This is a genomic window from Amycolatopsis sp. SID8362, assembly GCF_010550475.1.
GTDB classification, from domain to species: Bacteria; Actinomycetota; Actinomycetes; order Mycobacteriales; family Pseudonocardiaceae; genus Amycolatopsis; species Amycolatopsis eburnea.
In genome coordinates, this window is the sequence record NZ_JAAGNB010000393.1 from 1 (window position 1) to 10,843 (window position 10,843).

Below are 10,843 nucleotides of genomic sequence, written 5' to 3' on the forward strand. Positions count from 1 at the left end.
CTCGCGGCGCAGCGCCACGGCAGCGTGCTCGCCGCGCTGCGGGCCGCGGGCGCCCGGCGCGTGCTGGACCTCGGCTGCGGCTCCGGCGCACTGCTGCGCGTGCTCGAGAAGGAGCGGTCCTTCGTCGACATCGTCGGCGTCGACGTCTCCGCGGGCGCGCTCGCCATCGCGGAGAAGCGGCTGGGCGGCTACACCCGGGTCACGCTGCGGCAGTCCGCGCTGACCTACGCCGACCCGGCGCTGGCCGGGTACGACGCCGCCGTGCTGATGGAGGTCGTCGAACACGTCGACGCGGACCGGCTGCCGGCGCTGGAACACGCGGTGTTCGGGGTCGCGGCGCCGCGCACGGTCGTCGTCACGACGCCCAACGCGGAGTACAACCGGCTGTTCGAGTTCCTGCCGATGGGGCATTTCCGGCACGCCGACCACCGGTTCGAATGGACGCGAGCCGAGTTCCGCGCCTGGGCGGACGGCGTCGCGACCCGGCGCGGCTACGAAGTCCGGTACCTGCCGATCGGACCGGTGGACCAGGAATCGGGACCGCCGACCCAGATGGCGGTCTTTTCGACCAGTGAGGAGGTGGCCGCGTGAAGCTGACCGTCCCCGACATGGCGCTCGTCGTGCTCGTCGGCGCTTCCGGTTCCGGCAAGTCGACGTTCGCGCGCACGCACTTCGCGCCGACGCAGGTGCTCTCCAGCGACTTCTTCCGCGGGCTCGTCGCCGACGACGAGAACGACCAGGCCGCGTCGCCCGACGCCTTCGACGCGCTGCACTACGTCGCGGGCAAGCGGCTCGCGGCCGGGCGGACGACCGTCATCGACGCGACGAACGTCCAACGCGCTTCGCGGGCGAGCCTGGTGAAGCTCGCGAAGGAGCACGACGTGCTGCCCGTGGCGATCGTGCTCGACCTGCCGCTCGGCGTCTGCGTGGCGCGCAACGCGTCGCGGCCCGACCGCGACTTCGGCGACCACGTCGTCCGGCGGCAGCGCGGCGAGCTGCAGCGGTCGCTGAAGTCGCTGGAGCGCGAAGGGTTCCGGCGGGTGCACGTGCTGCGGTCGGAAGCCGAGGTGGCCGAGGCGGAGCTCGTCCTCGAGCCGCTGCGCAACGACAAGCGCGAGCTGACCGGGCCCTTCGACGTCATCGGCGACGTCCACGGCTGCGCGGCCGAGCTCGACGAGCTGCTCGCCGAGCTGGGGTACGTCGACGGCGTGCACCCGGAGGGGCGGACCGCGGTGTTCGTCGGCGACCTCGTCGACCGCGGCCCGGACACCCCGGGCGTGCTGCGGCGCGTGATGGCGATGGAGTCATCCGGGAACGCGCTGGTCGTCTGCGGCAACCACGAGCAGAAGCTGGTGCGCGCGCTGCACGGGCGGAAGGTCAACGCCGCGCACGGGCTCGCGGAGTCGCTCGAGCAGCTCGCCGGGGAGAGCGAGGAGTTCCGGCGGCAGGCGCACGAGTTCTGCGACGGGCTGATCGCGCACTACGTCCTCGACGGCGGCAAACTGGTCGTCGCGCACGCGGGGTTGCCCGAGCGGTACCACGGGCGCGCGTCCGGGCGGGTCCGCAGCATGGCGCTGTACGGCGACACGACCGGCGAGACCGACGAGTACGGCCTGCCGGTGCGGCTGCCGTGGGCGCGCGACTACCGCGGGTCCGCGATGGTCCTGTACGGCCACACGCCGACGCTCGAACCGGAGTGGGTCAACAACACGATGTGCCTGGACACCGGGTGCGTCTTCGGCGGGAAGCTGACGGCGCTGCGCTACCCGGAGCGGCAGGTCGTCTCGGTGAAGGCGCACCGGGTCTGGTACGAACCGGCCCGGCCGCTGGACGCTTCGCGGCCGCTGGGCGGGCGCGAGCCGGCGGTGCTGGAGCTGGGTGACGTCACCGGGAAGCGGATCGTGCAGACCGCGCACCACGGCCGGGTCGGCGTCTCGGCGGAGCAGTCCGTGGCGGCGCTGGAGGTGATGAGCCGGTTCGCGGTCGACCCGCGGTGGCTCGCGTACCTGCCGCCGACGATGGCGCCGTGTTCGACGTCCGCGCGCGAGGACTACCTGGAGCACCCGGAGGAGGCGTTCGCCGAGTACCGGGCCGCCGGGGTCGAAACCGTGCTGTGCGAAGAGAAGCACATGGGGTCGCGGGCGGTCGTGCTCGTCTGCCAGGACGGCGTCGCGGCCAAGCGGTTCGGCATCGAGGGCGGCGGGGCGGTGTACACGCGGACCGGGCGGCCGTTCTTCGCGGCCGCGCAGAACGACGAGCTGCTCGCGGACGTGCGCACGGCGGCGGCCGGGCTGTTCCGGGAACTGGACACGGGCTGGCTGCTGCTCGACGCCGAGCTGCTGCCGTGGAGCGCGAAGGCGGGCTCCCTCATTTCGGAGCAGTACGCGTCGGTGGGCGCGGCCGCCCAGGCGGTGCTGCCGTCAGCCGTGTCGGCGCTGACGACGGCGGCGTCCCGCGGCATCGACGTCGCGGACCTGCTGGCGCGGACGACGGCCCGGTCGTCCACAGTGGACGCCTACCGGGCGGCCTACCGGCGCTACTGCTGGCCGACGTCGGGTCTGGACGGCGTCCGGCTGGCGCCGTTCCAGCTGCTGGCGTCCGAAGGAGCGGCCCACCACGACCGGCCGCACGCGTGGCACCTGTCGACGCTGGCGCGGCTGACCGGGCCGCGGTTCCAGCCGACCCGCACGCTCGAGGTCGACCTCCTGGACGCCGCGTCGGTCGCCCGGGGCGTCTCGTGGTGGGAGGAGCTGACCGCCGGTGGCGGTGAGGGCATGGTCGTCAAGCCCGCGGCCAACCTGACGCGGGGCACGCGCGGCCTGGTCCAGCCCGGGGTAAAGGTGCGCGGGCGCGAGTACCTGCGGATCGTCTACGGGCCGGACTACACCCTGCCGCCGAACCTGGACCGGCTGCGCAAGCGCGGGCTGAACCGGAAGCGGACGCTGGCGCTGCGCGAGTACGCGCTCGGCCTGGAGGCACTGGAGCGCGTCGCCCGGGGCGAGCCGCTCTGGCGAGTCCACGAATGCGTGTTCGCGGTGCTCGCCCTGGAGTCGGACCCGGTGGACCCGCGGCTCTAGCTGTCGGCGTTGGTGGCCGGGGAGTCCTTCGCGGGCTTCTCGGCCGCCTCCGGCTCGCCGGACTTCGCTTCCGGCTGCTCCGGCGCGGCGGGCGGGTCGTCGAAGCTCGCCGGGACCCGCTTCAGGTGCTTCGTCATCGAGCGGACCAGGAAGGCCACCGCCACGAGGAACAGGATCAGCACCAGGAAGCCGACCGGGGACGACTTGCCGAAGTCCTCCCCCTGCCCGCCGTTGTCGCCGTTGCCCGGCTGCTGCGTCAGGACCAGGGCCGACGCGGTCACCGGAAGCGCCACGCCGGCCGGCAGCGTCAGACTCATGTACTCACCTTCTCCTTGATGCCGGCGAACAGGTCGTCCTCCGGCAACGTGCTGTCCACCAGCGACTTGACCAGCTCGTACTCCTCGGTCGGCCAGACCTCGCGCTGCATCTCCAGCGGCACCGCGAACCAGCGGCTGGTGGGGTCGATCTGCGTGGCGTGCGCCTTGAGCGCCTCGTCCCGCACCTCGAAGTATTCACCGCACTCGACGCGGGTCGTCACCCGCTCCATGACATCGGCCTTGTCCGGGTCCCACTTGGCCAGCCACTCGGTGTACGGCGACTCGAGCCCGGCCTCCTTCAGCGCCTCGTCGAACAGCGTCATCCGGGCCCGCGAGAAGCCGTGCCCGTAGTACAGCTTCAGCGGCTGCCAGGGCTCGCCGGCGTCGGGGAACCGGGCCGGGTCCGGCGCCGCGTCCCACGCCGCCATCGACACCTCGTGGGTGCGGATGTGGTCGGGGTGCGGGTAGCCGCCGTTCTCGTCGTACGTCGTGATGACGTGCGGGCGGAACTCCCGGATCACGCGGACCAGCGCCTCGGTGGACTCCTCCAGGGGCACCACCGCGAACGACCCCTCCGGCACCGGCGGCAGCGGGTCACCCTCGGGCAGGCCCGAGTCGACGAAGCCGAGCCAGCGCTGGCTCACGCCGAGGATCTTGGCCGCGCGGGCCATCTCCTCGCGGCGGATCTCGGCCATGTTCGCCAGCACCTCGGGGCGGTCCATGGCGGGGTTCAGGATGCTGCCTGCCTCGCCACCGGTGCAGGTGACGACCAGCACCTCGTGGCCTTCGGCGGCGTAGCGCGCCATCGTGGCGGCGCCCTTGCTCGACTCGTCGTCGGGGTGCGCGTGCACGGCCATCAGGCGCAGGCGCGGCTTGGCGGTCTTCGTCAGCTGGTCCACCATGCTGCGAACGACTCCTTCTCTACCCGTATTCCGCGACCCACCTGCGGGCCGCCCACCCAGCGGGCGGATACTCGAAGCCGTACCCGCCCCACCATTGTCCCCACGGGTACGACAAGAACGAGCAGGAGGCCCCGCGTTGGCAGGCGGACCGGCGGAAACGGCAGCCCCCGTGCTGCCCGAAGGCCGGTACGGCACCCGGCGGGCCACGCCGTCGCGACGCTGGCGCCGCTGGCTCTTCCTCGCCATCGCCCTGCTGGTCAGCGGCGTGATCGCGTGGGTCGCGTACGTCAACCTCGGCGCCGCGCCGATCGACGCCGAGCGCGTCGCCTTCAGCGCCAAACCGGGCAACGCGATGGAAATCACCATCAACGTGACGCGGGACGACAACAGCAAGCCGGGCGTCTGCATCGTGCGGGCCCGCGACAAGACCGGCGCCGAGAGCGGCCGCAAAGAGCTCCTGGTCCCCGCCGGCGCGAAGTACAGCAGGATGAGCACCACGATCAAGAGCATCGGGGAGCCGGTGACCGCCGACGTGTACGGCTGCTCGTACGACATACCACGGTATCTGTCAACCCCATAGCGGCCAACGGGGTGAACCGCGCGCCCAACGCCCGGGGCCAGCGGAATTAACGGGCGTCGACCTGTCGCGCCGTGATAGTCTGACCCCTCAGCACGGCCCACGACGGGCCGTGTTTTTCCTTTATCTCAGCCACGCGGGCAACTACGCCCGTGTGGGCCGGCTTGAACACGCAAGCCTGGCAGGCCCGACGAGGAGATGGTGACCGTGAGCGACACCAAGGTGACCTGGCTGACCCAGGATGCCTACGACCGGCTCAAGCACGAGCTCGACGAAATGATCGAGAATCGTCCGGTCATCGCCGCGCGCATCAACGACAGCCGCGAAGAGGGCGACCTCAAGGAGAACGGCGGCTACCACGCCGCCCGTGAGGAACAGGGCCAGGCCGAGGCGCGCATCCGGCACCTGCAGGAGCTGCTGCGCTCGGCCAAGGTCGGCGAAGCGCCCGCGAACGACGGCACCGCCGGCCCGGGCAAGGTCCTCACCGTCCGTTACGAGGGCGACGACGAGGACGAGAAGTTCCTCCTCGCGACCCGCGAAGAAGGCGCCGAAGGCGACCTCGACGTGTACTCCCCGGAGTCGCCGCTGGGCAAGGCCCTGCTCGGCGCCAAGGAGGGCGAGTCCCGCGAGTACGAGCTGCCCAACGGCAAGCTGCAGAAGGTGACCCTCGTCAAGGCGGTTCCCTACACCGACGCGAAGTAGCCGCGGATAGCGTGTCCTCCCAGGATCCACATTCTGGGAGGACACCGCTGTGAGCACCGAACCGATCTGCCTGGCGTGCGGCATGCAGTACGCCACCGTCCGTGACGACTGCCCGGTCTGCGAGGACGAACGCCAGTACGTCCCCGCCGCCGGGCAGCAGTGGACGAACCTCGCCGCGCTCCGCGAAAGCGGCACCTACACGCCGCGGATCGAAGAGCAGGGCCGCGGCATCATCGGCGTCGGCTCGAACCCCGGCTTCGCGATCGGCGAACGCGCGCTGCTGGTCCAGGCCCGCTCGGGCAACTTCCTCTGGGACTGCGCGGCCTACCTCGACGATGCGCTGGTGGCGCAGGTCCGCGACCTCGGCGGGCTCACCGGCATCGCGATCAGCCACCCGCACTACTACACGACGATGGTGGAGTGGGCGCACGCGTTCGACGTGCCGATCTACCTGCACGAAGGCGACCAGCAGTGGATCGGCAGGCCGGACCCGGCGGTCAAGCTGTGGTCGGGCACGACGTTGGACGTCGCCGACGACCTGCGCCTGATCAACCTCGGCGTGCACTTCACCGGCGGCACCGTCCTGCACTGGCCGGACGGCGAGGACGGGCAGGGCGCGCTGCTCTCGGGCGACATCGTGCAGGTCATCCCCGACCGGACGCACGTCGGCTTCATGTACAGCTACCCGAACCTGATCCCGGAGCGCCCGCACGTCGTCCGCCGGGCGGCCGAGCTGCTGGCCGGGTACCGCTTCGAGGCCATCTACGGCGCCTGGTGGGACGCGATCGTTCGCACCGACGGCTACGACGTCGTCCAGCGCTCGGCGAAGCGCTACCTGGCCCACGTGGCCGACGAACACTGAACCCACTTTCGCACCGAAAGTACAAAAGCGCACTTTCATAGCGAAAGCTCAGCCCTAGCCCCGCGCGGTCCGCTCCAGCAGGGGGCGGACCCGCGGCGGCACCGGCGTCGACAGCGCGATCGACGTCGACGTCCGCAGCACGTCCGGCACGCCGACCACCTCGTCGATCACCCGCTGCAGGTCGTCGTTGCCCCGCGCCACCATCCGGACGAACAGGTCGCCCTGGCCGGTCGTCGCGTGGACCTCGCACACCTCGTCGATCGCCGAAAGCGCTTCCGTCACCTCCGCGCGGCGGCCCTGGGCGATCTCCAGCCACGCGAACGCCGTCAGGCCGTAGCCCATCGCCGCCAGGTCGAGTTCCGGCGGGAAGCCGCCCAGGATGCCGCGCTCGGTCAGGCGGTCGAGCCGCGCCTGGACCGTGCCGCGCGCGACCCCCAGCCGCCGCGCGCACTCCAGCACGCCGAGGCGCGGGGAGTCGGTGAGCAACAGCAGCAGTCGCGCATCCAGCGCATCGAGGTTCTCCGGCATGCACAGATTGTCCATCATGACGGTCGATGTCCGGCGAACACCCGGCAGATTGCCCAGTCAAAATGCAAACCATTGCTCATCTTGCCGTACAGGGCTGATCCTTCGAGGTATGACCCAGACTGCCGAACCCCAGAGCGGCCTCGACGACGTCAGCTACGACCAGCTGCGTCAGCTCGTCGGGCTTGTCGACCACGACGCCTCGACCGACCCGTTCCCGGTCAAGGCCATGGACGCGGTGGTGTTCATCGCGGGCAACGCCACCCAGACGGCCTGGTACTACCAGATCGCGTTCGGGATGCAGCTCGTCGCGTACTCGGGCCCCGAGACCGGCGACTTCGAGCGCAAGTCCTACGTCCTGAAGTCCGGCTCGGCCCGGTTCGTCATCACCGGCGGCGTGAAGCCGGACTCGCCGCTGCTGGACCACCACCGCAAGCACGGCGACGGCGTCATCGACCTGGCGCTGGAGACCACCGACGTCGACAAGTGCATCGAGCACGCGCGTGCCCAGGGCGCCACCATCCTCGAGGAGCCGCACGACGTCTCCGACGAGCACGGCACGGTGCGCGTCGCCGCGATCGCGACCTACGGCGAAACCCGCCACTCGCTGGTCGACCGGTCGCGCTACACCGGCGTCTACCTGCCCGGCTACGAGCCGCGCGAGAGCACGATCAAGCGGCCCGAGGGCGCGCCGAAGCGGCTGTTCCAGGCCGTCGACCACTGCGTCGGCAACGTCGAGCTCGGCAAGATGGACTACTGGGTCGACTGGTACCACCGCGTCATGGGCTTCGTGAACATGGCGGAGTTCGTCGGCGACGACATCGCGACCGAGTACTCGGCCCTGATGAGCAAGGTCGTCTCGAACGGCAACCACCGGGTCAAGTTCCCGCTGAACGAGCCGGCCGTGGCGAAGAAGAAGTCGCAGATCGACGAGTACCTCGAGTTCTACGACGGCGCGGGCTGCCAGCACATCGCGCTGGCCACCAACGACATCATCGCGACGGTCACCGCGATGCGCGCCGCCGGCGTCGAGTTCCTGGACACCCCGGACTCCTACTACGACGACCCCGAGCTGCGCGCCCGGATCGGCGAGGTCCGCGTGTCGATCGAGACGCTCAAGGAGCACAGCATCCTGGTCGACCGCGACGAGGACGGCTACCTGCTGCAGATCTTCACGAAGCCGATCGGCGACCGCCCGACCGTCTTCTACGAGCTGATCGAGCGCCACGGCTCGCTGGGCTTCGGCAAGGGCAACTTCAAGGCGCTGTTCGAGGCGATCGAGCGTGAGCAGGAGCGCCGCGGCAACCTCTGACACATCTCGGCGAAGGCCACCATCGGGAGCCTGCGGGTCCCCTATGGTGGCCTTTGGCGTTTCCCGGGAACCGCGCGCGGCCCGGATCCGTCAAGGTGGGGAAGCAGAGAGAAGGGGCCGGGATGCCGGACAGCATCGACGCCAGCGACGCGATGATCGACAACTGGACCAAGCGGCTCGAGGAGAACGCCGCGCGGTACCAGGCGATGGCCGATCGCGTGCAGGGCCAGTCGGTCACCGAGCGGTCGAAGGACGGCACCGTCCAGGTGACCGTCGATTCGCGCGGGCTGCTGAAGAACCTCGTCATCGCCGAAGCCGCCGCGGGCAAGCGGATGGCCGAGGTGTCGGCGCAGGTGATGCAGCTGGTGCAGCGCGCGCAGGCGCGGATCCCGGAACTGCTGCAGCAGGCCATGGCGGAGACCACGGGCACCGGCGACCAGGCCGCGGCGGAGATCGTCCGCGAGGCGCAGAGCACCTTCCCGGAGCCGCCGCCGGAGCCCGAACCCGCGTTCCCGGAGCCCGACCGCGTCCGCCGGTTCCTGCCGGAGGACACCGAGGAGCAGCAGCCGCCGCCGCGCACCCCGCCGCCGCCTCCGCCCGCGCCGCCGCAACCACCGCGGCGCCGCCGTCCGATCGACGACGATGACGACGACTTCGGCGGACCGATCCTTTCCTGAGGGGGAACCGATGACGGATGTGGAACTCAGCACCGACCTGACCGCGCACGCCCACCAGCTCGACACCATCGGTGACGGGCTGCAGCAGGCCGTCGACGCGGCGAACCAGGTCAGCATGCCGACGGACGCGTACGGCATCCTCTGCCAGCCGTTCCGGATGATGCTCGACCCGGTGGAGCAGTACGGGATCGACGCGCTGAAGGACGCGGTGGAAGCGATGACGGCGGTGTCCGGCAAGGTCCGCGAAGCCGCGTTGGCGTACCACAAGTACGAAACCGGCGTCGCCGACGACCTGAACAAGTCCGCCGGCGGCGCGTGATGCCGGAGGGGAATCCGCTCGTCGCGGAGTCGAAGCAGGACCCGGACGGCCCGGGCGCGTTCACCGCCGGCAACGGCGACTACGGCTGGGCCGGCGGCATCGGCATCGCCGAATCGTCGATGGACGCCTTCAACGGCATCAAAGACGGCGACTGGGTTTCCGGCGGCCTCGGCATGCTGTCGCTGGCCGGGGAAATCGCCGGTGCCGCGATCGACCCGTTCGGGTACCTGATGTCGTCGGTGGCGTCGTTCCTGATGGAACACGTCCAGCCGTTGAAGGACATGCTCGACTCGGTGGCGGGCAACCCGCCGGTGATCCAGTCGTATGCCGACACGTGGGGCAACGTGTCCAAAGCGCTCGGGGAACGCAAGACCGACTTCGACAACGCGGTCAAGAACGGCACCACCGGCTGGACCGGCGCGGGCGCGGACGCCTACCGCAAGTTCGCGGCGGAACACAGCGAGGCGTTGTCGGGGGCGGCGACGGTGGCCGGGGCGATCAGCACGGTCACGATGATCATGGGCCAGGTCGTGTCGTTCGTCCGCGAGACGGTCCGGCAGCTGATCGCGGACCTGGTCGGCAAGCTGATCGCGTGGGTGATGGAGGAGGTCTTCTCCCTCGGTTTCGGCACCCCGGTGGTGGTCGCGCAGGCGTCGGCGGCGATCGCGAAGTGGGGCAAGAAGATCGGGGAGCTGCTGAAGAAGCTCACCGACACCATCCGGAAAGTGTCACCGCTGCTGTCGAAGCTGGTGGACGTCTTCGAGAAGATCGCGAAGGTGTTCGGGAAGGTCCTGGGCAAGGTCTCGGGCCTGGACGGGTTGAAGGTCAAGGAGGGCGGCTTCGTCCACAAGATCCCCAAGGGCGAGGGCGGCGGGGTCCACACCCGAGCCCACGGCGGGGACTCCCCGGACGGGGAGGGTTCCCACTCCAGTGAGGGGGATAGTTCGCGGGGTGACTCGGGCGATTCCGGCCACGCGGACGGGGATTCGCCGAGTTCGGACCCGATGAACACCGATTCCACACCGGATGGAGGGTCCCGCCGCGGCTCGGGCCGGGACGGGGACAGCTCCCCCTCCCACACCGGGGACGAGGCACCGGACGGCAGCCCCTCGGCAGCACGCTCCGACGATGGTGCGCCCACCCACAGCGGGGACGGCAGCTCCTCGCCGACTCGTGGCGGCGACGGCGCACCCGCGCACGGCGGGGACAGTGGTCCCGCGCCGACTCGATCGCCGTCCCACACCGGCGATGCGAGTCCCTCGGCGACCCGCGGCAGCGAGCCCGCGCACACCGGCGACAGCAGCCCGTCGCCCACTCGCGGCAGCGACAGCACGCCCTCCCACGCGAGCGATTCGAGCTCCTCGCCGAGCCGCAGCAGCGAACCCTCCCGCACCGGCGACAGCAGCCCGTCGCCCACCCGCGGCAGCGACGGCACCCCGTCGCACACGGGGGACAGCGCACCCGCCCGGGCCAGCGACAGCCCCGCACCGACGCGCAGCAGCGAACCCTCCCACACCGGCGGGGACACCAGCCCGTCCCCGACACGAGGCAGCGACAGCACTCCCACCCACTC

The 10,843-nt window shown here is 70.8% G+C and carries 11 protein-coding genes and 1 pseudogene; 9 read left to right on the forward strand and 3 right to left on the reverse strand.

Annotation, left to right across the window (positions count from 1 at the left end; translation table 11 throughout):
- Together G3I65_RS12470 and G3I65_RS12475 are read left to right on the forward strand one after the other, a co-directional pair.
- The coding region (locus G3I65_RS12470) for a methyltransferase domain-containing protein (RefSeq protein WP_160696249.1) at window positions 1-591 on the forward strand (591 nt) is incomplete at its 5' end.
- Window positions 588-3,077, forward strand: a complete 2,490-nt coding sequence (locus tag G3I65_RS12475; protein ID WP_160696250.1) for a polynucleotide kinase-phosphatase — start codon at window positions 588-590, stop codon at window positions 3,075-3,077. The genes G3I65_RS12470 and G3I65_RS12475, both read left to right, overlap by 4 nt.
- Here the strand turns inward: G3I65_RS12475 and G3I65_RS12480 are convergent.
- Both G3I65_RS12480 and mca read right to left on the reverse strand, forming a co-directional pair.
- Complete coding sequence (locus G3I65_RS12480) at window positions 3,074-3,394, reverse strand: preprotein translocase subunit SecG (RefSeq protein WP_160696251.1); 321 nt, start codon at window positions 3,392-3,394, stop codon at window positions 3,074-3,076. The two genes, G3I65_RS12475 and G3I65_RS12480, sit on opposite strands and share 4 nt — an antisense overlap.
- Window positions 3,391-4,296, reverse strand: coding sequence for a mycothiol conjugate amidase Mca (mca, locus tag G3I65_RS12485; protein ID WP_160696252.1), 906 nt, complete (start codon window positions 4,294-4,296; stop codon window positions 3,391-3,393). Before mca ends, G3I65_RS12480 begins: the two co-directional genes overlap by 4 nt.
- 136 nt (window positions 4,297-4,432) lie before the next feature.
- Here mca and G3I65_RS12490 point away from each other — a divergent pair, with 136 nt between their 5' ends.
- The 3 genes from G3I65_RS12490 (at window position 4,433) to G3I65_RS12500 (ending at window position 6,437) form a co-directional block, all read left to right on the forward strand.
- Window positions 4,433-4,876, forward strand: coding sequence for a DUF4307 domain-containing protein (locus G3I65_RS12490; RefSeq protein WP_160696253.1), 444 nt, complete (start codon window positions 4,433-4,435; stop codon window positions 4,874-4,876).
- Between the two features lie 195 nt (window positions 4,877-5,071).
- Window positions 5,072-5,575: a transcription elongation factor GreA gene (gene greA / locus G3I65_RS12495; RefSeq protein ID WP_160696254.1), complete on the forward strand. Its 504-nt coding sequence runs from the start codon at window positions 5,072-5,074 to the stop codon at window positions 5,573-5,575.
- A gap of 49 nt (window positions 5,576-5,624) precedes the next feature.
- Window positions 5,625-6,437: an MBL fold metallo-hydrolase gene (locus G3I65_RS12500; protein WP_160696255.1), complete on the forward strand. Its 813-nt coding sequence runs from the start codon at window positions 5,625-5,627 to the stop codon at window positions 6,435-6,437.
- A 54-nt stretch (window positions 6,438-6,491) separates the two neighbouring features.
- On the opposite strand, the gene G3I65_RS12505 is transcribed toward G3I65_RS12500, so the two are convergent.
- Entirely contained in the window at window positions 6,492-6,965 is a 474-nt protein-coding gene (locus tag G3I65_RS12505; protein WP_160696256.1) for an Lrp/AsnC family transcriptional regulator, read from the reverse strand.
- A 109-nt stretch (window positions 6,966-7,074) separates the two neighbouring features.
- Here G3I65_RS12505 and hppD point away from each other — a divergent pair, with 109 nt between their 5' ends.
- From hppD to G3I65_RS12525, 4 genes and pseudogenes are all read left to right on the forward strand, one after another.
- The gene (gene hppD, locus G3I65_RS12510) at window positions 7,075-8,274 is read left to right on the forward strand and encodes a 4-hydroxyphenylpyruvate dioxygenase (RefSeq protein ID WP_160696257.1); all 1,200 of its coding nucleotides are present in this window, start codon (window positions 7,075-7,077) and stop codon (window positions 8,272-8,274) included.
- A gap of 122 nt (window positions 8,275-8,396) precedes the next feature.
- Window positions 8,397-8,951, forward strand: coding sequence for a YbaB/EbfC family nucleoid-associated protein (locus G3I65_RS12515; protein ID WP_160696258.1), 555 nt, complete (start codon window positions 8,397-8,399; stop codon window positions 8,949-8,951).
- Between the two features lie 10 nt (window positions 8,952-8,961).
- The gene (locus G3I65_RS12520; protein WP_125312616.1) at window positions 8,962-9,270 is read left to right on the forward strand and encodes a type VII secretion target; all 309 of its coding nucleotides are present in this window, start codon (window positions 8,962-8,964) and stop codon (window positions 9,268-9,270) included.
- Window positions 9,270-10,843, forward strand: a pseudogene (locus G3I65_RS12525) (hypothetical protein); the annotation flags it as partial. The gene G3I65_RS12520 and the pseudogene G3I65_RS12525, both read left to right, overlap by 1 nt.

Bases quoted from the DNA above. Each gene is read 5' to 3' on its own strand.
- greA (WP_160696254.1), top strand. From the start codon at position 5,072: ATGGTGACCGTGAGCGACACCAAGGTGACCTGGCTGACCCAGGATGCC.
- G3I65_RS12480 (WP_160696251.1), bottom strand. From the start codon at position 3,394: ATGAGTCTGACGCTGCCGGCCGGCGTGGCGCTTCCGGTGACCGCGTCG.
- mca (WP_160696252.1), bottom strand. From the start codon at position 4,296: ATGGTGGACCAGCTGACGAAGACCGCCAAGCCGCGCCTGCGCCTGATG.
- G3I65_RS12520 (WP_125312616.1), top strand. From the start codon at position 8,962: ATGACGGATGTGGAACTCAGCACCGACCTGACCGCGCACGCCCACCAG.
- G3I65_RS12505 (WP_160696256.1), bottom strand. From the start codon at position 6,965: ATGCCGGAGAACCTCGATGCGCTGGATGCGCGACTGCTGCTGTTGCTC.
- G3I65_RS12515 (WP_160696258.1), top strand. From the start codon at position 8,397: ATGCCGGACAGCATCGACGCCAGCGACGCGATGATCGACAACTGGACC.
- hppD (WP_160696257.1), top strand. From the start codon at position 7,075: ATGACCCAGACTGCCGAACCCCAGAGCGGCCTCGACGACGTCAGCTAC.